At 42.8% G+C, this 21717-nt stretch carries 22 protein-coding genes; 16 read left to right on the forward strand and 6 right to left on the reverse strand.

The window, feature by feature from the left end; all coding sequences use genetic code 11:
• Positions 1–8 precede the first annotated feature (8 nt).
• Complete coding sequence (locus KP803_RS05000) at positions 9–2768, reverse strand: heavy metal translocating P-type ATPase (RefSeq protein ID WP_248007730.1); 2760 nt, start codon at positions 2766–2768, stop codon at positions 9–11.
• Between the two features lie 526 nt (positions 2769–3294).
• Here KP803_RS05000 and KP803_RS05005 point away from each other — a divergent pair.
• The 3 genes from KP803_RS05005 to gltX all read left to right on the forward strand — a co-directional run bounded on the left by KP803_RS05005 (position 3295) and on the right by gltX (position 6685).
• Positions 3295–4371, forward strand: a complete 1077-nt coding sequence (locus KP803_RS05005; RefSeq protein ID WP_248007731.1) for a porin — start codon at positions 3295–3297, stop codon at positions 4369–4371.
• 70 nt (positions 4372–4441) lie between these two features.
• Entirely contained in the window at positions 4442–5107 is a 666-nt protein-coding gene (locus KP803_RS05010; RefSeq protein ID WP_248007732.1) for a DUF2057 family protein, read from the forward strand.
• 147 nt (positions 5108–5254) lie between these two features.
• Complete coding sequence (gene gltX / locus KP803_RS05015; protein ID WP_248007733.1) at positions 5255–6685, forward strand: glutamate--tRNA ligase; 1431 nt, start codon at positions 5255–5257, stop codon at positions 6683–6685.
• Positions 6686–6774: 89 nt separating this feature from the next.
• Here gltX and KP803_RS05020 read toward each other — a convergent pair whose 3' ends face one another.
• Positions 6775–7281 carry a Fe3+-citrate ABC transporter substrate-binding protein gene (locus KP803_RS05020; protein WP_248007734.1) on the reverse strand — a complete coding sequence of 169 codons (507 nt, stop codon included), beginning with the start codon at positions 7279–7281 and terminating at the stop codon, positions 6775–6777.
• A 264-nt stretch (positions 7282–7545) separates the two neighbouring features.
• Positions 7546–8679: a flagellar assembly protein FlgT gene (locus KP803_RS05025; RefSeq protein WP_248007735.1), complete on the reverse strand. Its 1134-nt coding sequence runs from the start codon at positions 8677–8679 to the stop codon at positions 7546–7548.
• 181 nt (positions 8680–8860) lie between these two features.
• On the opposite strand from KP803_RS05025, the gene KP803_RS05030 reads away from it, so the two are divergent.
• Both KP803_RS05030 and flgP read left to right on the forward strand, forming a co-directional pair.
• Complete coding sequence (locus KP803_RS05030; RefSeq protein ID WP_248007736.1) at positions 8861–9496, forward strand: FlgO family outer membrane protein; 636 nt, start codon at positions 8861–8863, stop codon at positions 9494–9496.
• A gap of 9 nt (positions 9497–9505) precedes the next feature.
• Positions 9506–9937 (forward strand): LPP20 family lipoprotein, encoded by a 432-nt coding sequence (gene flgP, locus KP803_RS05035; RefSeq protein WP_248007737.1) that lies wholly within the window; start codon positions 9506–9508, stop codon positions 9935–9937.
• 141 nt (positions 9938–10078) lie between these two features.
• On the opposite strand, the gene KP803_RS05040 is transcribed toward flgP, so the two are convergent.
• The 3 genes from KP803_RS05040 to flgA all read right to left on the reverse strand — a co-directional run bounded on the left by KP803_RS05040 (position 10079) and on the right by flgA (position 11751).
• Positions 10079–10504: a flagella synthesis protein FlgN gene (locus tag KP803_RS05040; protein WP_248007738.1), complete on the reverse strand. Its 426-nt coding sequence runs from the start codon at positions 10502–10504 to the stop codon at positions 10079–10081.
• Between the two features lie 78 nt (positions 10505–10582).
• Positions 10583–10900 (reverse strand): flagellar biosynthesis anti-sigma factor FlgM, encoded by a 318-nt coding sequence (gene flgM / locus KP803_RS05045; protein ID WP_248007739.1) that lies wholly within the window; start codon positions 10898–10900, stop codon positions 10583–10585.
• A 104-nt stretch (positions 10901–11004) separates the two neighbouring features.
• Positions 11005–11751 (reverse strand): flagellar basal body P-ring formation chaperone FlgA, encoded by a 747-nt coding sequence (gene flgA / locus KP803_RS05050; protein ID WP_248007740.1) that lies wholly within the window; start codon positions 11749–11751, stop codon positions 11005–11007.
• 76 nt (positions 11752–11827) lie between these two features.
• Between flgA and KP803_RS05055 the strand changes: the two genes are divergently transcribed.
• The 11 genes from KP803_RS05055 to flgJ all read left to right on the forward strand — a co-directional run bounded on the left by KP803_RS05055 (position 11828) and on the right by flgJ (position 21498).
• Positions 11828–12754, forward strand: coding sequence for a chemotaxis protein (locus tag KP803_RS05055; RefSeq protein WP_248007741.1), 927 nt, complete (start codon positions 11828–11830; stop codon positions 12752–12754).
• 11 nt (positions 12755–12765) lie between these two features.
• Positions 12766–13593, forward strand: coding sequence for a protein-glutamate O-methyltransferase (locus KP803_RS05060; protein WP_248007742.1), 828 nt, complete (start codon positions 12766–12768; stop codon positions 13591–13593).
• A 336-nt stretch (positions 13594–13929) separates the two neighbouring features.
• Complete coding sequence (gene flgB, locus KP803_RS05065) at positions 13930–14328, forward strand: flagellar basal body rod protein FlgB (RefSeq protein ID WP_248007743.1); 399 nt, start codon at positions 13930–13932, stop codon at positions 14326–14328.
• On the forward strand, positions 14329–14745 hold the full coding sequence (gene flgC, locus KP803_RS05070; protein ID WP_102403233.1) for a flagellar basal body rod protein FlgC: 417 nt from the start codon (positions 14329–14331) through the stop codon (positions 14743–14745). It abuts the gene before it with no gap.
• Between the two features lie 17 nt (positions 14746–14762).
• Positions 14763–15470, forward strand: coding sequence for a flagellar hook assembly protein FlgD (locus KP803_RS05075; protein ID WP_248007744.1), 708 nt, complete (start codon positions 14763–14765; stop codon positions 15468–15470).
• Positions 15471–15513: 43 nt separating this feature from the next.
• Positions 15514–16812, forward strand: coding sequence for a flagellar hook protein FlgE (flgE, locus tag KP803_RS05080; RefSeq protein WP_248007745.1), 1299 nt, complete (start codon positions 15514–15516; stop codon positions 16810–16812).
• A 199-nt stretch (positions 16813–17011) separates the two neighbouring features.
• Entirely contained in the window at positions 17012–17761 is a 750-nt protein-coding gene (gene flgF, locus KP803_RS05085; RefSeq protein WP_248007746.1) for a flagellar basal-body rod protein FlgF, read from the forward strand.
• Between the two features lie 21 nt (positions 17762–17782).
• On the forward strand, positions 17783–18571 hold the full coding sequence (gene flgG, locus KP803_RS05090; RefSeq protein WP_248007747.1) for a flagellar basal-body rod protein FlgG: 789 nt from the start codon (positions 17783–17785) through the stop codon (positions 18569–18571).
• A gap of 34 nt (positions 18572–18605) precedes the next feature.
• Complete coding sequence (gene flgH, locus KP803_RS05095) at positions 18606–19385, forward strand: flagellar basal body L-ring protein FlgH (protein ID WP_248007748.1); 780 nt, start codon at positions 18606–18608, stop codon at positions 19383–19385.
• 94 nt (positions 19386–19479) lie between these two features.
• A complete protein-coding gene (locus KP803_RS05100; protein WP_248007749.1) occupies positions 19480–20568 on the forward strand; it encodes a flagellar basal body P-ring protein FlgI in 1089 nt (362 codons plus the stop codon).
• A 9-nt stretch (positions 20569–20577) separates the two neighbouring features.
• Positions 20578–21498 carry a flagellar assembly peptidoglycan hydrolase FlgJ gene (flgJ, locus tag KP803_RS05105; protein ID WP_248007750.1) on the forward strand — a complete coding sequence of 307 codons (921 nt, stop codon included), beginning with the start codon at positions 20578–20580 and terminating at the stop codon, positions 21496–21498.
• The last annotated feature ends 219 nt before the right edge of the window (positions 21499–21717 follow it).

Here is a 21717-nt window from a genome sequence, read left to right on the forward strand (position 1 = left end):
AATGACCTCTATGATTTGAAATTAGGTTTAAATAGTCGTAAGCGATTAGCATTGCTAACGACAGTAATTGAGGAAAGTGCCATTGCCGCTCCTGCGACGACTGGGCTTAATAAGAATCCAAAAGCAGGGAACAATACGCCTGCTGCAATTGGAATACCGAGCGAGTTATAGATAAACGCGCCAAAAAGATTTTGTTTAATATTTCTAACGGTCGCCTTAGAGAGATCAATTGCATTAACCACCGATAATGGGGAAGAGTTTAATAGTGTCATCTGAGCACTTTCAATCGCCACGTCACTACCACTTCCCATAGCTATCCCCATGTCTGATTGAGCAAGAGCCGGAGCATCATTTACGCCATCACCCACCATGGCGACTTTTCGGCCGCCTTTTTGTAGTTCAGCGATATGATGCGCTTTTTGATCGGGCAGTACTTGTGCAATAACGGTATCAATGCCCAATGTTGAGGCTATTGATTGAGCCACGGCTTGGTTATCACCTGTAAGCATGACTGTTTGAATCTTCTTCTGTTTTAGTGCGGAAATAGCCGCAAGCGCATCACTTTTTATTGAATCAGAGAGCGCAATAATACCAATAAGTGCGTTATCAAGGCTAATGGCAATCGGTGTCCATGCGTTATCTTGGCATTGTTTAATCGCGCTTGTAGCATGATTGGTCGAAACCTTAAGGGATTCAATATAAGAGATGGAACCAGCTATGAGCGGTTGTCCATTCATTTCAGCAGTAATGCCATGCCCTTTGATGTTACTGAAGTTGTTAATATCTAACGCTGTAATACCAAGACTTTTTGCTTGTTTACAGATAGATTTTGCGAGTGGGTGCTCGGAGTGTTTTTCAATACTGTAGGCATATTGAAGCAACTCTTCTTCATTGACGCTAAAAGTGAACAGTTTTTGAACCTCAGGCGTTCCCTGAGTTAATGTGCCTGTTTTATCAAAGACGACGGTTTCTATCTTACTCGCGGTTTGTAGTACATCGGCATCGCGAATGAGTATGCCCATTTCAGCAGCTTTACCAACGCCAACGGTAATGGAAAGTGGAGTCGCAAGCCCTAATGCGCAAGGGCAAGCAATAATAAGTACCGTTGTTGCGACAATCAGCATATAGCTTAATTTTGGCTCTGGTCCAACAAAGTACCAAATAGTGATAGCCAGCAGAGCAATACCAATGACCACTGGAACAAAAATAGAGGAGACTTGGTCCACAAGCTTAGCGATTTGTGGTTTGCTACTTTGCGCTTTGCGTACCAATTGAATGATTCGAGCGAGCATGGTATCAGTACCCACACCTGTTGCTGATATTGTTAAACTTCCGTCTTGATTAAGCGTTCCGGCTGAGACTCGATCGTCGCATTGTTTTAGGGTGGGAATAGGCTCACCAGTTAGCATTGACTCGTCTAAATATGACTCACCACTTAGAACCACACCATCGACTGGAATCTTTTCGCCGGGCTTTATTCGCAATATCATACCTTTAGTGATCGCTTTGACTGCGATACTTTCATCACCTTGTTCCGTCACTAAGGTGGCAAACTGTGGCTGAAGGTTGATTAACGCTTGCAGAGACTGGGTAGTTTTTGCCTTGGCTTTAGCTTCTATATAGTGACCAAGAGAGATAAGGCCAAGAATCATAGCGGTGGCTTCAAAATAGACGTGTCTAGCATTTTCAGGAAACCAAAATGGTGCTAATACCATCAGCATAGAGTAAAACCATGCTGCGCCAGTGCCTAATGAAACAAGGCTATCCATAGTAGCTCGGCGATGGGTGAGGGCGTTATAAGCATTGATATAAAATGAACGTCCGGCAGTCGCCATTAAAATGAGGCATAAAAGGCCAATTGCCCCCCAAGTAATCTGGTCACCGACAGACCGTATCATCATATTTCCGCCAAGCATCCCCCAAATCATCAGAGGGCCGCCTATTAATAAGCCGAATAATGACGCTTTCTTATGATGCTGCTTCGCTTGTTCTAGCTGATGCTTCTGCTTTTCTTGGGCGGCCAGTGGGTTTTCAATTATCTCGGCTTGGTATCCTGCTTGCTCTATAAGCCTAATAAGAGAACGCTCAACGCCATGAGAAACGCTCACTACTTCTACTAAGGCGCTTTGCTCGGCAAGGTTTACCTGTACATTCTTAACGGAATCGGAAGAGTAAAGGGCTTTTTCAACAGAAGACACACAGCTCGCGCAAGTCAATCCGCTTAGTGATAGGTGGATTGATTCGAAGTGATTGGAGTGATTCGCTACAGATTCAACCGTCTGTTGGTCAAATTCGATATTTTTCTGCGCGTGTTGAGCGCTTTCGAGTCCACTTTTATTAGGAACACTCTTTTTATCAAGCTCATCTGTATTAAGCGAGGTCGTATTAATAAGTGAAGCTGTATAGCCTAGTGAAGAGGCCAATGATTCAATATCAAAGTCTTCTAACCGAGAAGTAACGGTTAATGACTCTTTGTCTATAGCTACAATATATACATCATCTTGCTTATTCAGCAGTTGTGTTAGCTTCTCGACACATCGACCACAGCTCAATCCTGACAGTTTATACGTTAATTTCAATCCAGCTTGGTAGCCAAGTTCTTGGATAATGGCAGCAAGCTGACGAAATGTTGCGTCTGTTTCTACAGTTATGGACTCTTTACTCAGTTGATGAGTTGTAATTTTGTGTTCTGCAACTAAAGCTTTCTCAACTTTTCTAGCGCAGCCCATGCAATTTAAGCCACTCAATGGAATCTGGTATTGATTCATCACTATTTCCTAACTTCTTATCACTGTGACCAAGCTTAAACCTTACCTCAAGGGAAAGGTCAAGGGTGAAATGGAGGGGGTGAGTGCATTTTATTGGGGATGATAATGTCATGGTCGTGTCAGCAAAGCGCAATCGGATATGAGATCGATATCAATATTTCAACTTGATGAATATAAAAAGCCAAACAAATACAAAAAAACGATGTGATTTAGATCGTCTAAACCGTGGTTTCTTTAAGGTTTACTGTGATGTGCATTCTTCTCCTTATTGACAAAGGAAAAATAAGTCATTTTATATCTTGATTAAGTTGTTGATTTTATTTTGTTTATGTTTTTTTTGTTTGCTTTACTTTGAAGTGTGTCGAAAAAAAATAGGGTTTATTTTTTATTGGAAAAAAAGTTTGCAATATTTGCCCTGTCCATGAAAAGCAGCGCAACGTTAGGCAACTATCTAGTCCAGTAGTTCCATACGTTGCAAACAAAATTATAAATAAAACTCCTAATTATTGGGAAAGGGTTACTAACAATGAAAAATGTATTTAAAAAGTCTCTAGTAGGCGCAGCGGTATTGATGGCAACAGGCGCAGCAAACGCTTACATGATTGGCGATGCTAACGACGCAAACGTTGAAGTGTACGGTGTAGTTTCTATCTCGGCTGTAGATTACAACCAAACTGGCGCAAATGACGGTTGGGCGCTTGAAAATGAAACGCGTGTCGGTTTCAGAGCTGCTAAACCAATGACAGACAGCGTTACTGCTTTTATGCAAGTTGAATCTGGTTGGGTACTTGATGATGGTGCTAAGTTAGGTAATCGTGATACTTTTGTAGGCCTACGTGGTGACGATTGGGGTCAAGCTCGATTTGGTCGCATGTTAACGCCTTTATACGAACTAGTGGATTGGCCATATTCTGCTTCTAACCTTGGCCGTACGTTTGACCGTGGTTGGAGATCTGGTGAGCGTTACAACTTTGACCGTAAGAGCCAAATGGGTCGTTACGACTCACCAATGTTTGGTGATATGGTTAAATTTAGCCTAGCAGGCGGTAATGGTAGTGAAAATCACGAAGATTCAAACTTCTATGGTGGTTCTATCTCGGTAACTCCTGTTGATATGCTTACTTTACATGCGGCATTTGAAATTGCAGAAGGTACAATTTTTGCTGATGGCTCTGATGTAACGTTTAACCCTGATGGAAGTGTAAAAGCTCCAGGGACGGATGCTTCTATTGGTGATACCGATGCGTACTTTGTAGGTTTTGAATTACGTCCAATGGACAACTTTAATATCTTGGGTGCATACAAAACAGGTTCTTACGAAGCGACTAGCCAAGGCAGCTACAGCTACAAAGAGCGTGAAATTGACGCATTCTCTGTACAAGCGAACTACTACCACGGCGCAATGAACTTCCGTGTAGGTTATGCAGACCAAACTGGCAAAGAAGATGGCCGTAAAGATTCAGATCTAGATTCTACGTCTATCTCTGGTGAAGTTGGATACTCATTCAACACTGTATACACATTCTTGCGTCTAACTCAGCAAGACGACGTGGCGTTTGATAACGATCTAATGGTACGTATCGGTACTGAATGGGTATTCTAATCCATTCTTAAACGGTATATTCTGGCGGACTTAATGTCCGCCTTTGTTGTTTCTGTAAGTTGGTAATCCTATGAAAAAATTAGCTATATTATCTCTCGCGCTCTGTAGCGCTTTCTCCTACGCTAAAACCACGATCCAAACGGATTCTCGTGTGGAAATCTTAGCGGTTAATCAAGAAATTAATCAAATAGCAAATACAGGTAAGGGTGACCTACAGATTGAAAACGGTCAAAACCAACTGTTGGTTCGTGTTACTGCTATGATCGACACCAACGGCGGTAAAGAAAAATTTAATTCTTCCCCATTAGTAGTTACGTTTGACGTTAGCGACGAAACACTGTTATTAGAAACGCCATTTGCTATTCGCGATCAGCGCGGTGTTAATCGTTACAATAAAAATCCAAATATTAAAGTCACTAGCAATGGGAAAGACGTTGAAACCTCGGTCGACATCATTACCAACGAGACGTTTGCGCTGATTAAAGATTACAATGCAATGCTGGCCACCTATAATCAATCAAATGGTGTCGCTGCGATTAGCACTGCCGCTGCCGCAACAGTTGCAAGCACAACAGCATCAACGCCAAAGCCCGTCGCACTTCCAGAGGTCGAAGCCCCCCAAAAGCAAACCAAGCCAGTTGCAAAACCAAGTTCATTGCAGGCTGATTTTCTTGCTATGACACCAGAACAGCGCCAAGAGTTTGTCTCTTGGGCAGTGAAAAACCTAAATAACTAGCCGTTAAGGTCATTGGATGACAAATTAGCTCTCATTCTGATTGTAGTTCTACTGATCAGTGCTAAAATAATGCGCAAATTTTAGCACTAATGAGCGTTAATAAAACTCGTTAGTCTAGTAGTCATCAAGACAATCAAGGTATTTTAAATGACGGTTAAAACGCGTTTTGCTCCTAGCCCTACTGGCTATCTTCACGTTGGTGGTGCACGTACTGCACTGTACTCTTGGCTTTTCGCTAAAAACCAAGGCGGTGAATTCGTCCTTCGTATTGAAGACACTGATCTAGAACGTAACTCTCAAGAAGCAGTCGATGCGATCCTTGAAGGAATGAAGTGGATGGGTATGGAATGGGATGAAGGTCCTTACTTCCAATCTAAGCGCTTTGACCGTTATAACGAAATGGTTGATAAACTTCTTGCTGAAGATAAAGCATACAAGTGTTACGCGTCAAAAGAGCTGCTTGATGAGATTCGCGCAGAGCAAGAAGAAAACAAAGAGATGGCTCGCTACGATGCGAATCACCCTAAAGTTGTTGCGGCAAATGAAGCTGCAAAAGAAGATGATGCGTGTGTAATCCGTTTCCGTAACCCAAAAGAAGGCAGCGTAATCTTTGATGACCAAATTCGTGGTCGCATTGAGATTTCGAACAGCCAACTTGATGACTTAATTATTCGTCGTACAGACGGTGCACCAACATACAACTTCGTTGTTGTCGTAGACGACTGGGATATGGGCATTACACACGTGGTTCGTGGTGAAGATCATATCAACAACACACCTCGTCAAATCAACATTTATGAAGCACTAGGCGCGCCAGTTCCAACGTTTGCTCACTGTGCAATGATTCTTGGTGATGATGGTGCGAAACTGTCTAAACGTCACGGCGCGGTATCAGTCATGCAATACCGTGATGAAGGTTACTTGCCAAACGCATTAAACAACTACCTTGTTCGTTTAGGTTGGTCTCACGGTGATCAAGAGATCTTCTCTCAAGAAGAGATGATTAACTTGTTTGCACTTGATGCAATCAGCAAGTCAGCGTCTGCATTCAACACTGAAAAGCTACTTTGGTTGAACAACCACTACATTAAGACTTCTGAGCCTGAATATGTGGCTGAGTATCTACAGTGGCACTTAGATGAGCAAAAGATTGATACTTCAAACGGCCCTGCTATTACTGAAGTGATCAAGCTCGTTGGTGAGCGCTGTAATACCCTTATCGAGCTTGCAGAGCAGTCTCGCTACTTCTATGAAGACTTCGCTGAGTTTGAAGCTGGTGCCGCTAAGAAGCACTTACGTGGTGTAGCAAAAGGCCCATTAGAGCTTGCTCTTGCTAAAGTAGAAGCGCTTGAAGAGTTCACTACAGTGAACATCAAAGAAGGTGTGATTGCTGCGGTATGTGAAGAGCTAGAAATCGGTATGGGTAAAATTGGTATGCCACTTCGCGTAGCAGTTACCGGTGGTGGTCAGTCTCCATCTGTTGATGCCGTTATTGAACTTATCGGTAAAGAGCGTGTTATTCAACGTATTAAGATGGCGATTGAGTTCATTGAAGCTCGCGAAGCGAACGCTCAATAATCACTGACATTGAATAAATGTTAGAACCGCAGTCTGAAAAGATTGCGGTTTTTTTGTTTTTAAAAGGGTTTGATTACAGCTGTAAGAGGCTATTTTAAGTCGATGCTGTTGAGCCGGCCCATGAACTCTAATATTTCTAGGTTATTCTTATTCGCTTCAAGTAGCGCTTTTTTCGTTTTGGTGTAAGCCCCTAAGCGGCCGTGCTTACTAATGGAGCATACGACGCTTCGATAAATCAATTTCCCTTCACTGTCATAAGTTCGCCAAGCGGCAATATAGCACTCGTCTTTTTTGTTCGGTTCGTCTTTAGTTGGCCTTGGTTTAAATATGACTTTAGGCTCAACGGAATGAGGTAAGCGAGTCATTAGATACGGATCTTTAAGTAGGCGACGCCAAAACTTACCCCACATTTCACTGCCAAGCTCATTTCGAAGCTTGATCGCTTTTTTGAGGCCTTTTTTTTCACCAATACGTATGTAGCCAACCGAACGATGAAGAACCGTATCATCGGGAGAGTGGATATGAATTTTATACGCGGTTTTTGCCTTAGAGATAAAGCGATGGCCCGTATTCGTAGTTAGGTTACTTTTTTTCATTAGCTTATGATTGATCGTAATGTGAGTCGTTGAAGTGCAGTAAATACCTTACCAAGTTGATAATAAGTCTACTTCAATCATAGTTGCTAAAATCAGAGGAGTGTGAGGATTTTATAAGGAATAAAAACGCCTTAGTAACATAAGCTACTAAAGCGTTGTTTTATATGGCGCTATTTGCAGTGATTGAAGCCGTATCTTTGTAGACTAGGTACAGTCACTTTATATTAACTTCTAGTTATCTTGATATCGACCGCGATGAATCAATTATAAAATCTTATGCATCACGTCACCAATTTGGATACTACCGGCAAGATCTTGTTGATCAATCTCAAGTTCAGCTTCATGCTCATAGACTCTAGAAACGGTCAATGTAATATCACTTTGAGAAACTTTATTTCTCGGTAGGCCATTTTGGTCGATAAATGAACCCGTATGCCAAAGCTGTAGTCGATCTCCTTTTTGAACCCCATGTAGACGACCTAAGTCAATCGTCACTTGGTTGCCAAATCGTGCCACGACTTCCGGAAGGCTAATTTTGCATGACACCTCAGATTCAAGATCCAGCATGATATTACGGCTGACTCTAAGCATCATTTCACCATAGGTTGAAGCCCAAAAACGTGCACTCTTTGTGTCAATTTGGCTAGTTTTTGGGAATGGCCATTGGGCGACTTCCCGATAGTTACGGTTGTAGACTTCATGTCCTGTTTTTCCGTCAAACACTTGCATTTCTAACGCGAATTGTCGGTTAATCACATCATCACGAATCAATTTTTGATCAAGCGTGGCGGTTAAATCGGTGATCACACCACCAAGAATGTATTGCGCTCCGGTGTCTTGTGCGATCATTTTTAGGCGTTCAGGGAATCGTTTACTAATTTCATAGTCGGTGGTTCCAACCGAGACAAAACTCGAAGACTCTTGATCTAACTGCCTATTGATCACATGAGCAAAATCATCACCGACGCTATAAATCTGCCCCATTACCGCTTGTTGTGGGGCGGCAAGATCGATGTTGCCTATAAGAAATGTCTTTTTATATTGGCTAACATGGCAACCTGTTGCCGATGGGTAGATATCGATTCGGGCTCTGACAAACATCACCCCTTTTCGAACTCTCTGTTCTTCTACTAGCACATAGCGGACTTCGTGATTAGTGAATTGATACTCTTTTTTATTACTCTCTAAAAAGGGTCTTAGGTTGCTGATACTGCCTATATCAGCGCCTGAAAAGCTGACCGCCTTAAAAATGGCGTCTTCTAACGCGTGGATTCTAGCCACCTCTTCTGAGGAAACGACAGTAGATACACCGGTAACTTCATACCACGCAGCATGAGCAGGGAGTGTAAACATCAATGAGTAAAGCATTGAAAATAGGATAATAATGTTTTTTTTCATTGTAATTCGCCGTTTGGGTATAAATATTGCAATTTATTTACTAGCTGATTTAGGTGTTGCCTTTCTTTTTCGTAGCAGAGTTAGAAAAGCAAGGAATGTTCCACTTTTTAGATAATGAAGGATTCATTAACTAAAGAAGAACGAATATTTCAAAGCCCTAGTATATCTGGAGATGAAGAGAATGAAAAAATGGATACTGTTAGTGCCGGTGGTTTTGTTAACCGCATGTGCCTACGCCCCGATTTATAACGGTAAAGAACCGTATTCGGGCTCTCAGTTTATGTTAATGGAGAGCCCTCGGCATACAATGGACTTTTTTGTTGAAAGTTTGACTGATGATCTGGTGCTCTCGAACACCAGTGTCTCTGCACGAACTCCGATAGCGGTGACCTCATTTGTTGATCTGCAAAATATGGATGCAACAAACTGGTTGGGTAATTCGGTCTCAGAAGGATTTATTCATCAATTCCAACGTCGAGGTTTTAAAGTCGTTGATTTTAAAACGACAGGATCAATCCAAGTGACACAGCAAGGTGATTTCGCTTTTAGCCGTGACTGGAAAGATCTTGCTCAAGAGCAAGAGATCCAATACATCTTAACGGGCACAATGTTACGCCAGGAAGGTGGTGTTTTAGTTAATGCTCGTGTGGTAGGGATGCAATCTCGTGTTGTCGTGGCAACGGCACAAGGTTTCTTGCCTGCTGACCGAATTGGACGAGATCTGGATACGTTGAACTCAATGAGAACCGAAGATGGTGTATTGATTCGCTCAGATCCAACGATGACATCATCACATACTGTAATATTGCGTCCGTAGGAGCGAATGATGAGTAAATGGATAGTAATTTTAACCGCACTGATTATGGTGGGTTGTCAGCCACTGCAAAGCATGCGCGACGATCATTGGCTAACGGCTGTAGGTTACGCAAGTATTGGCGAGCAAAAAGGCTCAAATGATGAAGAGAAACAAGTTCGAGCGATGAGAGCATCTAAAATTGATGCTTACAGAGAACTCGCTGAACAAGTGTATGGTATGCGTGTGAGTGGTCGTGCGGATCTTAAAGATCAACGTTTAGGTACGGAGCGTACTTCTGGTGCGGTTGATGGTGTGATTCGTGGAGCAGAAGTTGTGCGAAGCTATAAAGTCGGCGACAGCTACGTAACAGAGCTAAGGCTTGATATTGAAAAAATGGATCAATTAAGAAGCTATGGTGAAGTTCAGCAAGTCCCTGAGAAAAGGCAGCAGACTCTTTTCTAAACTCTCTTTATCGTCAATTGTTCTCCAGACATGACGTGCTATAGCTTTGGTAAGATACATTTTTAATAGCAATAAAAAACGGCAATATCGATTGCCGTTTTTTGTGTCTGATTGTCTATCTAATATAAGGGGGAAAGATTACTAAGCTTTAATATTTGTACCCAAAGTAGAAAGGGTATGAGTTTGACCGCCCGCGTTATATGTCATGCCAATTTTTCCATGGCTCTGTTGCATCATATTATTGAGTTTATTGTAACTGAGCTGCGCACGTTGAAGCGCTTCTCCATTCACTAGGTTAGCTTCCTGACAATCGTGAATGATCGATTTGATTTGATCTACGCTCTGCTTTAAGTTGCCATCTTCTGTAAGGCTAGAAACATCTGGATGGGTACTTATTCGCTGATCCGTAGTCTGCAATTGATCGATGAGTATCACTTTCTCTTTTGCTAAGCGTTCGATATCTGATGAGACACGCTGAGTTATTGCGACCTTTTCTTGCGAAAGTAGCGCTGACAGGTCATTTGCATTTTTCAGTTGGAATTCGACCAAACTCGCGAGTGCTGCCATATTTAACGTCTCTTACTCATCTCTTGAATATCAACCCATAAAACTCTGATTACAGCTTAGGCTAATAGCGATTATGGATTAAAGGCCACCAAGTTCTTTTTCAAACTTGATCATGTTGTCTGCTAGTTTTTCTGAATCTACCGTGTATGAACCGTTTGCGATCGCTTCTTTAATTGCTGCTACCTTTGCGGAATCAAAACTTGTTTGGGTTGCCATCTGGTTGTGCATTGCACCGATCTCTTTGCCTTGCTGGCTTAAAGAAACCGCGTCTTGTTTTGAACCGCTCGACTTCTCAGACGCTTCAGCCCTGCTTGATGCATTAGATTCAGTACGATTAGCGCTGCGCGTTGACGATGTCATCGTCTGGCCGCTTCGTATGTTATCTATACCTGCCATATGTTAGCCTTTTTTTAAATAAGAACCTGTACAGTCACTATCGACTATAGATGCAATTACTTTAGTCATTTACGCTTAAAAAAGTAAAAAATCTTCATCAGTGACTAAAATGGAACCGTAACTTCACCAATTCCAGTTACTCTTCCTTCAATTATACGGTTGGATTTGGTATTTTTCACCCTTATCTGCTCTCCCGCAGCACCATCGGACAGGGCTTGCCCTCTGGTTGTGATCGTCATCCCGCCTTTATTTGCTTTTATCATGACCGTTTCATTTCTACAAACGACGCAAATATCGCGATCTTGAATGACACTACCAACATTTAGGTTTCTTTTTACTTTTGCACCAATGACCATATTTAGAGAGGAAAAACCTTGCCGACGAAAACGGTGTAAGTCTACCATACTAATAGTTACGTCATTTGCGGTGATTATCTGTCCTCGGTTTAGCGGTGACGCCAAAGTGACTTGAGGACCAAGTGTTGTCAACCTAACCGGAACGTAGAGACGCCAGTTATCTTCAGGGCACTCAACTAAAACGGTGATGTTACTTGATTGGCTATTGAGCGATGATGAAGACGCGTGTAAGTCATTCGGGCAGTCTGTTGCAAATACGCGGGAGTCAATATTTGCAGCTTTTACTTGCAGCTCGCCGCCAGCAGGTCGTTCTATATGACTAAGTATATAATTTTCTGCACTTTGTTGAATGGCTTTAATTTGTTCATTAGTCGCGGAATGGGCAAAAAAACTAAATAAAACCAATAAAAAACCGATAGACTTGTAATAAAACTTATAGAAAGCTCTACACTTAGTTATGGTAACTAAATACCAATGTGATTTAGAATATATCATTCTGTTTCTCTGGTTTTACATAGCCTGCAGTAGACTAACACTTTTTGGGATAAAAGTTTGATATGGAGATGAGCTTATGACCGGTGTTCTGGATTCGGTGAATCAGCGTACACAACTTGTCGGTCAAAACCGATTAGAGCTATTAACGTTTAGACTTATGGGACGACAACGTTATGGTATAAACGTATTTAAAGTAAAAGAAGTCCTTCAGTGTCCAAAATTGACTTCTATGCCAAATTTAAACCCGCTTGTTAAGGGGGTTGCTCATATCCGTGGCCAAACTATTTCTGTTATCGATTTGAGTTTAGCTATTGGTGGTAGACCAACGACAGACATCGATAAATGTTTTGTTGTTATCTCTGAATTTAATCGAACAATTCAAGGCTTTTTAGTGAGCTCTGTTGAACGAATAATCAACATGCATTGGGAGTCGATCTTACCGCCACCTGATGGAGCGGGTAAGGCAAACTACCTGACTGCGGTGACGAATATCGACAATGAGTTAGTTGAAATCCTTGATGTTGAGAAAATCCTTGCAGAAATCGCGCCAGTTGATGAGCAAATGGATGAGTCCATTGGTCAAGAAATTGCGGAAGCTGAGACAGAAAAAGAAATTGTACGTCGAATCTTGATTGCCGATGACTCGACCGTTGCAAGAAAACAAGTGGAAAGAGCGATTGTATCCATTGGCTTTGAGGCTGTTTCTGTTAAAGACGGTAAAGAAGCGTATGATAAGCTTGTAGAAATGGCTGCAGAAGGCAGTATATATGATCAAATATCACTCGTTATTTCAGATATCGAGATGCCAGAAATGGATGGTTATACTCTGACTGCTGAAATTCGCCGTAATTCAGATCTCAAAGATCTATACGTAATTTTGCACTCCTCATTGAGTGGCGTATTCAACCAAGCAATGGTTGAGCGAGTTGGTGCGAACTCATTTATTGCGAAGTTTAATCCTGATGAGTTGGGTAATGCAGTTAAAACTGCACTAACAAAATAAAAGAGACATTAATGACAGCGATAACAATAAGCGATCAAGAGTATCGTGATTTCAGCCGATTTTTGGAATCTCAATGTGGCATCGTCTTAGGCGATAGCAAGCAGTACTTAGTGAGAAGCCGTCTTAGCCCTTTAGTGACTAAGTTCAATGTTGGTTCGTTGTCTGATTTGCTCCGAGATGTAGTAACTGGTCGAAATCGAGATCTACGGGTTGCTGCCGTTGATGCGATGACAACCAATGAAACTTTATGGTTTCGTGATACTTACCCCTTCTCTGTGTTATCAGATAAGTTATTACCGGAAGTTGCCGCTAATAAACGACCGATTAAGATTTGGTCTGCCGCGAGTTCGTCAGGTCAAGAGCCTTACTCAATGGCAATGACAATCCTAGAAACTCAGCAGCGCAAACCCGGCATGCTGCCGAGTGTTTCGATTACCGCGACGGATATATCAGCGACAATGCTCGATATGTGCCGTGCGGGCGTCTATGACAATCTAGCATTGGGACGTGGTTTATCTCCTGAGCGTCGTCGCACTTTCTTTGAAGATGCAGGCGACGGGCGTATGAAAGTTAAAGATAATGTTAAGCGATTAGTGAATTTCCGGCCACAGAACTTGATGGAGAGTTATGCGTTGATTGGAAAATTTGACATCATTTTTTGTCGAAATGTTCTAATTTACTTCTCACCGGATATGAAATCGCAAGTGCTTAACCAAATGGCCAATAGCCTTAACCCTGGTGGTTACCTCCTATTAGGGGCGTCAGAATCTTTAACTGGGCTCACTGATCGCTTTGATATGGTGCGTTGTAATCCGGGTATCATTTACAAGCTTAAATAGTCTCTACACTTGAATACCAATAAAGCCCAGTTATCAACTGGGCTTTTTCATATGAGTTTTCATTTCTTTTCAGTAGCGTATCCCCTAGGTACCAATGTCCCCCTCAATACATATCCCCTAGACAGCTTCTTCGTGTGTTATATTTTAAGGGAGACATTCCAAATCTTATTTAGGCCAACTGATGCCGATACACATCAAGCGGTCTATAAATTGCAGTAACCTTTAAGTAGCAGTAAAGGTATGGATAAAAGCAAATTGTGTAAGAAATATTAAAGTTGGTATGCAAATTGCTTTTATTTTTAGTAGTAACAGTCAGTTCTTTGAGTTGAGGCAATTATGGCTATTTCTTTTGACAATGCTTTGGGTATACACCAACACACCGTTGGCGTACGTGAGCGCAACGCTGAGGTGATTTCCACCAATATTGCACAGGCGAACACACCTGGCTTTAAAGCAAAAGGAATGGACTTCAATAAAGCACTGCAGGCGGCAACGTCGGGGGCAAGTATTGGTCTTAGTCGTACAGATAGTCGGCATATCTCTGCCTCAACAAATGTAACAGGGGAAAGCTTATATCGCATTCCGACACAACCTGATACGGGTGATGGCAACACGGTAGATGTGGATTTAGAGCGTAATTTGTTTATGCAGAATCAAATCAGACACCAAGCATCACTTGACTTCTTAGGAAGTAAATTCAAGAACTTAACGAAAGCAATCAAGGGGAGTAACTAGATGAGTTTATTTAATGTATTCAACGTGACAGGTTCTGCGATGAGCGCTGAATCCGTTCGCCTAAATACAACTTCTAGTAACCTTGCCAATGCGGACAGTATCTCTAGCTCAGCGAAAGATACATATAAAGCCCGTCACGCAGTGTTTGGTGCAGAGTTAAGTAAGGCACGTTATAACCGAGATCATACTGTGCCGGTGAAAGTTATGGGTATTGTGGAGAGCGATAAACCGCTAGATGCCGAGTACAATCCTGATCACCCATTAGCAAATGACGAAGGCTATATCTATAAGCCAAACGTTAATGTGATGGAAGAAATGGCGAATATGATTTCTGCTTCTCGTTCATACCAAACGAACGTTCAAGTAGCAGATGCAAGTAAACAAATGCTGCTGCGTACGCTGCAGATGGGTCAATAAGGATAAGGAGGTAGCAAATGGCTGGAATCAATAATGTTGGTCAAAGCGGCTTGTCCTACGTTGATCAGCTCAAATCTCTTCAAGATCAAAAGAAACCAGAAGAGACAGGTGGTAAGCAGGATCTTAACCAAGAAGACTTCTTATCACTCCTTACGAAACAACTGGCTCAGCAAGATCCTTTTAAGCCAGTTAGCAATGACCAGATGATTGCTCAGATGGCTTCGTTTGCAACGGTTGATGGCATCGGAAAAATGAACACTCAGTTTGAGAGTTTGAATACGTCGATGACTTCTAATCAGGCGCTACAGGCATCTACTTTGGTCGGTCGAGATGTTTTAGTCCCAGGAGCTGCCGGAGTGAAAGAAGACGGCGCTGCAATGTCGGCAATGGTGAAGCTTCCTCAATCACTGGACAATGTATTTGTTCGTATCGAGAACGAAGTGGGACAATTGCTACGAACATTCGAAGTAGGTTCAAAGCCTGCTGGCGATAATAAAGTCGAATGGGACGGTAACGACGATAACGGTAACCCATTGCCGGGTGGCAAATACAAGGTGAGAGCCTCTGGATTGCTAGATGGAGAAAATCGCGAGTTTGAAGTTTCAACTTATGCGAACGTGAATAGCGTACTTCTCGGTAAAGGTGATGGTAACGTACTGCTCAATCTAGCTGGTTTTGAATCGCCAGTTCGACTTGCTGAAGTACTAGAAGTTGGCAAAGCATAGCTCGCTTAAGAGTTAATACGCTAGCTAGATAGGAGAGTTTGGAATGTCATATGTATCACTAAGCGGTTTATCCGCATCTCAATTAGATTTGAACACAACCAGTAATAACATTGCGAATGCCAATACGTTTGGTTTTAAAGAATCTCGTGCAGAGTTCGGCGATGTATATTCAACCTCAATCTTTACCAATGCTAAAACTACTCCTGGTAAAGGTGTTCAGGCCAATAAAGTTGCTCAGCAATTCCATGAAGGGTCGAGTATTTATACTAATAACCCTCTGGATTTACGTGTGTCAGGAACTGGATTTTTTGCTGTTGCAAAAGATAGGATGATACCGCAGCAAAATGAAATGACACGAAACGGTGCATTCCATTTAAACAAAGACAATTACATTGTTAATGCTAATGATCAGTACCTTCTTGGGTATCAAGTAAATAAAGACACGGGTGAAGTTCTTTCTTACGAGCCTGAACCGTTAGCTATTCCTGCTGAGTTTGGTAAACCTAAACAAACCAGTGCCATTGAAGTTGGGGCTAATTTACCGGCCAATGGTGACCTAAAAGATCCAGCACTGTTTGATATGAGTGATCCTGATACTTATAACCGCTCAACATCAACCACAATTTATGACTCAATGGGCCAATCTTACAAGTTATCTACTTACTACTTGAAAGACATGACTCAACCTAACACGTGGAATAAATACTACAGTGTGACGGATTCTGAAGGTGAAAAGCCGCTTAATATTGCTGGTGGTGACGCAGCGTCTCCTACTGGCCATATAGGGCATACCATGAAGTTCAATAACGACGGTACATTAGCACAGTTAAACGGCGGTAATCCGATCTTAACTGATACCTTCGAAACGGCTGGTATCAACTTGAATGGCGCAGACGGTACTCAAGTGTTAGGGTTTGATCTCGATGGTGCGACGCAATTTGCCGCTCCTTTCGAGATTACTAAAACACACCAAGACGGCGCAACAACAGGCTTCTTAACCAAGATTGATTTCGATGAATACGGCAGTGTTTTAGGCACTTATTCAAATGGTCAAAATGTCACGCTGGGCCGGGTTGGTATGGTTCGTGTTGCCAATGAGCAAGGCCTTGATAAGAAGGGCGGAACTCAGTGGGATTCAACACAATTCTCAGGTGAAAAAATCTGGGGTGAATCGAGTAAAGGATCATTTGGCTCAATCAATAACGGTGCACTAGAGCAATCTAACATTGATATGACTCAGGAGCTTGTTGACCTGATATCCGCTCAGCGTAACTTCCAAGCGAACTCGCGTGCATTAGAAGTACACAGCCAACTACAACAGAATATACTTCAAATTCGTTAACGATTTCGTTTACGCAATATCAAAATTACCAAGCTTGCGGCAACGTTGGCTTGGTGTTATTGCCTGTTCTCCGCGGCAATGATCGGCAACTCCTTCCCTTAATCTCACTCCAACCCATTAACTTGTTGATATTTAATAAGTTAAAACTTGGCATGCCAATTGCTTTCTAATAACTGAACATTGGTTATTGGAGCACATTATGGATCGCACTCTTTACCTTGCTATGAGTGGCGCAAAGCAGAATATGCAGGCGCTACAGTTACGAGCAAATAACTTAGCAAACGTTAGCACCACTGGCTTTCGTGCTGATTTAGCACAAGCGCGCTCAATGCAGGCTTATGGTGAAGGTCTTCCTACTCGTGTATTTAGTATGACTGAGCGACCGGGGCAAAACTTTTCCCAAGGCAGTGTGATTACCACTGGGCGTGACTTAGATGTCACCGTTCAAGGGGATGGTTGGATTTCTGTCATGGATAAAACCGGCAAAGAAGGGCTTACCCGTAATGGTAATTTGAAGATAGACCAAAACGGATTACTGACAAATGCTTCTGGTCACCTTGTGCTAGGGGAGACAGGCGCGCCAATTACACTACCAATCCCAATCAGCAAAGTTGAGATAGGAAACGACGGGACAATTTCAGTCGTTCCACAAGGGGCTCCTGCTGATGCAATGGAAATTGTAGATCGTATCAAGTTAACTCAAACCAATAACCGTTCTTTGTTCAAAGATATTAATGGCCTTTTTCGTTCGAAAGAGCCCAATGCGGCATACGAAGCAGATGCCAATGTAAAACTGCTTACAGGCGCGATTGAAGGCAGCAACGTTAATGCTGTCGGTGAAATGACGAGCCTAATTGACTTGCAACGACAGTTTGAAATGCAGGTCAAGATGATGAGCACAGCTGAAGAGATGGATAAATCATCCGACTCTCTGCTTCGTATGAGCTAATAAGAATTTAAGGAGACTGTTATGCATCCGGCATTATGGGTAAGTAAAACGGGATTGGACGCTCAACAGACCAATATCTCGACGATTTCAAACAACCTAGCAAACGCATCAACGGTAGGTTACAAAAAAAGCCGTGCGGTTTTTGAAGATCTTTTCTATCAAAATATCAATCAACCAGGCGGACAGTCTTCTCAAAATACCGAGCTGCCAAGTGGTTTGATGCTTGGTGCGGGTTCAAAGGTTGTTGCAACGCAGAAAGTCCATACACAAGGTAATACACAAACCACGACCAATAGTCTGGATATGATGGTTGAGGGCGATGGCTTTTTCCAAATATTGATGCCTGATGGCAATATCGGTTATACGCGTAATGGTCAATTTACCGTGAACGATGAAGGGGCAATTGTAACCTCGGGAGCGGGCTACACGTTAGAGCCTGAAATCATCATACCTGACGACGCGATTAGTATTACCGTCGGTACCGATGGTGAGGTTTCGGTAAATATTCGTGGCCAGCAAGACAACCAAGTGTTAGGTCAAATTACCACCGTCGACTTTATTAACCCAGGTGGTTTAGAGCCAATTGGGCAAAACCTTTACCTACCAACAGGTGCAAGTGGTGACCCACAAGAAGGCGTCCCTGGTTTAGATGGCTTTGGTTCCGTTAGGCAGTCGATGTTAGAAACCTCAAACGTTAATGTGACTGAAGAGCTCGTCAATATGATTGAAGCTCAACGAGTGTATGAGATGAACTCTAAAGTGATCTCTGCGGTAGATAAAATGATGAGCTTTGTTAACCAGCAGCTCTAGGCTTAGCCCCTAAGGCACCGATGAGGTTTTCCACATGATTCGTATTCTTACTATTTTACCCATTTTAATCATGAGTGGCTGCGCGATGATGGAGCCACCCATTGAAACACCGGATGTCGTTCAGGGCACAACGACGGTTGATGCTGTCGAGGGTGATAAATCTTCCGACGATAGCTCTGGCATTGTCGATACGTTGCGTGGCAGAAATGATCCGGTTGCCGGAGACCCCGCTTGGGCACCGATTCACCCTAAACATGCTCCTGAGCACTATGCTGCGGAAACAGGCTCACTGTTTAACCTAAATACGGTGAGCAGCTTGTATGATGATTCTAAACCTCGTGGCATTGGCGATATCATTACAGTCACTTTGGATGAAAAGACCAAAGCAGCAAAAAGTTCGGATGCCGATCTGTCTAAGAATAACGATGCGAGCATGGATCCATTAGAGGTTGGTGGTCGCCCGCTTAACATAGGTGATTACGACTTTTCATATAACTTAAGTAACGACAATAACTTTAGTGGCAGTGCAGCGGCGAACCAAAGTAACAGCTTATCAGGTTCGATCACCGTTGAGGTGATTGAAGTCTTGGCCAACGGCAACCTTATCATACGTGGTGAAAAGTGGCTGACACTGAACACTGGAGATGAGTATATCCGCCTGAGCGGTACAATTCGCCCAGATGATATCGACTTCGATAACACGATTGCCTCGAATCGTATTTCTAATGCTCGAATTCAATATTCTGGAACAGGAACGAACCAAGATATGCAAGAACCTGGATTCTTGGCACGATTCTTTAATGTCTCTTTGTAACTTTACAAAAAAGTCGATTTTTTGGCTCAATGCTTATTGATTGACTGGATGAACATTCGTCAATTGAGTAGTTACAAAGTTTAAGGGTTAGCAAATGAAGAAGTTATTACTGTTACTTACCAGCATAATGTTATTAGCGACGAGTGCTCAAGCCGCTCGTATCAAAGACGTTGCGCAGATTGCAGGTGTGCGTAGTAACCAATTGGTCGGATATGGTTTGGTTACTGGTCTACCTGGAACAGGGGAATCAACGCCCTTTACCGATCAAAGCTTCAATGCCATGTTGCAAAACTTTGGCATCCAATTGCCACCCGGTACCAAGCCGAAAACGAAAAATGTTGCCGCTGTTATCGTGACCGCTGAAATGCCTGCCTTTACCAAGCAAGGACAAACGATTGATGTCACTGTGTCGTCGGTAGGTTCGGCAAAAAGCTTACGTGGCGGGACATTAATGCAGACCTTCTTAAAAGGTTTGGATGGTCAAGTGTACGCTGTTGCGCAAGGTAACCTCGTCGTGAGTGGATTTAGTGCAAGTGGGGCTGACGGTTCAAAGATCGTTGGTAACAACCCGACTGCCGGAATGATTTCTAGTGGCGCGATCGTTGAGCGCGAGATTCCAACGCCGTTTAGTCGTGGTGACTACATCACCTTTAACCTTCTTGAGTCAGATTTTACGACGGCGCAGCGAATGGCGGACGCTGTGAATAATTTCCTTGGGCCACAAATGGCATCAGCAATCGATGCGACGTCGGTTCGAGTACGCGCACCAAGAGAAGTGAGCCAACGAGTGGCATTTCTTTCTGCCGTTGAAAATATTGAATTCAATCCCGCTGATGGCTCAGCAAAAATTATCGTTAACTCGCGAACGGGTACCATTGTTGTTGGGAAACATGTTCGTCTAAAATCGGCTGCCGTAACCCACGGTGGAATGACTGTAGCAATTAAAGAGAATCTTAACGTCAGTCAGGGGAACCCCTTTGGCGGTGAAACGGTAGTTGTCCCTGATACGGATATCGAAGTAACAGAAGAGCAAGGCAAGATGTTTAAGTTTGAACCAGGATTAACGCTTGATGATTTAGTTCGCGCCGTTAATCAGGTTGGTGCCGCTCCATCAGATTTAATGGCTATTTTGCAGGCTTTAAAGCAAGCAGGTGCTATTGAAGGTCAGCTGATCATTATTTAAGGACTCATCATGATTAATAATGGCAACGACATTGGATTTATTCACGATATAGCAGGCTTAGACAAACTTCGTCAACAAGCAGTAAGTGGTGATGAGGCCGATGATAAAGCGGCATTGACTGCAGCGGCCAAGCAGTTTGAAGCGATTTTTACTTCCATGCTGTTTAAATCGATGCGTGATGCCAATTCAAGCTTTGAATCTGGTTTAATGGATAGCCAAAACCAGCAGTTCTACCGTCAGATGCTCGATGATCAGATGTCGAGTGAGCTAAGTTCTTCTGGTTCTTTAGGCTTGGCGGATATGATTGTTGCTCAACTCAGTACGGGGACGATTGAGAACCAGAACGCAGCGGCTCAAAACGCAAATTTTGAAGAGATCATGGACAAAGTTCAGAAAAATCGTGATCTTAGAGAGTCCGCGCCAGTTACCGCGAGTGCGACTGAAACGGCGAAATCAGCTCAGCCAACCTCTTTTGATTCTCCCGAAAGTTTTGTTGCCTCAATGAAGCCGTATGCGACTCAAGCGGCAAAAGCATTGGGTGTTGACTCTTCGTTGTTACTTGCTCAAGCAGCGCTTGAAACGGGGTGGGGGCAAAAAATCACTCAGAACTCTAATGGCAGCAGTAATAATCTCTTTAACATCAAAGCGGATAGAAGCTGGAAGGGTGATAAAGTGGCGACGCAAACCTTGGAATACCACAGTGGCGTTCCCGTTAAAGAACATGCTGCATTCCGTTCTTATGATTCGTTCCAAGATAGTTTTAACGACTATGTACGCTTTTTAAACCAAAACCCACGTTACAGTACTGCACTGCAACAAACGGGAAGCTCTGAAGCGTTTATTCATGGCATCCATAAAGCGGGTTATGCGACAGATCCGCTTTATGCAGAGAAGATATTGAACGTCAAACAGCGCATCGATCAGATGTAACGTAACACTTAGCACCTAAAGCCTAACTTAATTCAGGCTAAGTCACGGGTTACATAATATCGGTGATTAATAAAACAAGAACCCGATATGAGCAACAACATCCATAAGTAATAGAAACACAGGCTTACAATGAGTAGGCCTTTTTTATACCTATCTAGAATCTTCTAATTCGTACTGGCATACATATTGCAATAATTAAAGTAGGTTTTCAGCAATTGC

The sequence above is a fragment of the Vibrio amylolyticus genome (assembly GCF_023145695.1).
GTDB lineage: Bacteria > Pseudomonadota > Gammaproteobacteria > Enterobacterales > Vibrionaceae > Vibrio > Vibrio amylolyticus.

What these genes read in the sequence shown, in the direction of transcription:
- KP803_RS05000 (WP_248007730.1), bottom strand. Translation starts at nt 2,768, where the DNA reads ATGAATCAATACCAGATTCCATTGAGTGGCTTAAATTGCATGGGCTGC.
- KP803_RS05005 (WP_248007731.1), top strand. Translation starts at nt 3,295, where the DNA reads ATGAAAAATGTATTTAAAAAGTCTCTAGTAGGCGCAGCGGTATTGATG.
- KP803_RS05010 (WP_248007732.1), top strand. Translation starts at nt 4,442, where the DNA reads ATGAAAAAATTAGCTATATTATCTCTCGCGCTCTGTAGCGCTTTCTCC.
- gltX (WP_248007733.1), top strand. Translation starts at nt 5,255, where the DNA reads ATGACGGTTAAAACGCGTTTTGCTCCTAGCCCTACTGGCTATCTTCAC.
- KP803_RS05020 (WP_248007734.1), bottom strand. Translation starts at nt 7,281, where the DNA reads ATGAAAAAAAGTAACCTAACTACGAATACGGGCCATCGCTTTATCTCT.
- KP803_RS05025 (WP_248007735.1), bottom strand. Translation starts at nt 8,679, where the DNA reads ATGAAAAAAAACATTATTATCCTATTTTCAATGCTTTACTCATTGATG.
- KP803_RS05030 (WP_248007736.1), top strand. Translation starts at nt 8,861, where the DNA reads ATGAAAAAATGGATACTGTTAGTGCCGGTGGTTTTGTTAACCGCATGT.
- flgP (WP_248007737.1), top strand. Translation starts at nt 9,506, where the DNA reads ATGAGTAAATGGATAGTAATTTTAACCGCACTGATTATGGTGGGTTGT.
- KP803_RS05040 (WP_248007738.1), bottom strand. Translation starts at nt 10,504, where the DNA reads ATGGCAGCACTCGCGAGTTTGGTCGAATTCCAACTGAAAAATGCAAAT.
- flgM (WP_248007739.1), bottom strand. Translation starts at nt 10,900, where the DNA reads ATGGCAGGTATAGATAACATACGAAGCGGCCAGACGATGACATCGTCA.
- flgA (WP_248007740.1), bottom strand. Translation starts at nt 11,751, where the DNA reads ATGATATATTCTAAATCACATTGGTATTTAGTTACCATAACTAAGTGT.
- KP803_RS05055 (WP_248007741.1), top strand. Translation starts at nt 11,828, where the DNA reads ATGACCGGTGTTCTGGATTCGGTGAATCAGCGTACACAACTTGTCGGT.
- KP803_RS05060 (WP_248007742.1), top strand. Translation starts at nt 12,766, where the DNA reads ATGACAGCGATAACAATAAGCGATCAAGAGTATCGTGATTTCAGCCGA.
- flgB (WP_248007743.1), top strand. Translation starts at nt 13,930, where the DNA reads ATGGCTATTTCTTTTGACAATGCTTTGGGTATACACCAACACACCGTT.
- flgC (WP_102403233.1), top strand. Translation starts at nt 14,329, where the DNA reads ATGAGTTTATTTAATGTATTCAACGTGACAGGTTCTGCGATGAGCGCT.
- KP803_RS05075 (WP_248007744.1), top strand. Translation starts at nt 14,763, where the DNA reads ATGGCTGGAATCAATAATGTTGGTCAAAGCGGCTTGTCCTACGTTGAT.
- flgE (WP_248007745.1), top strand. Translation starts at nt 15,514, where the DNA reads ATGTCATATGTATCACTAAGCGGTTTATCCGCATCTCAATTAGATTTG.
- flgF (WP_248007746.1), top strand. Translation starts at nt 17,012, where the DNA reads ATGGATCGCACTCTTTACCTTGCTATGAGTGGCGCAAAGCAGAATATG.
- flgG (WP_248007747.1), top strand. Translation starts at nt 17,783, where the DNA reads ATGCATCCGGCATTATGGGTAAGTAAAACGGGATTGGACGCTCAACAG.
- flgH (WP_248007748.1), top strand. Translation starts at nt 18,606, where the DNA reads ATGATTCGTATTCTTACTATTTTACCCATTTTAATCATGAGTGGCTGC.
- KP803_RS05100 (WP_248007749.1), top strand. Translation starts at nt 19,480, where the DNA reads ATGAAGAAGTTATTACTGTTACTTACCAGCATAATGTTATTAGCGACG.
- flgJ (WP_248007750.1), top strand. Translation starts at nt 20,578, where the DNA reads ATGATTAATAATGGCAACGACATTGGATTTATTCACGATATAGCAGGC.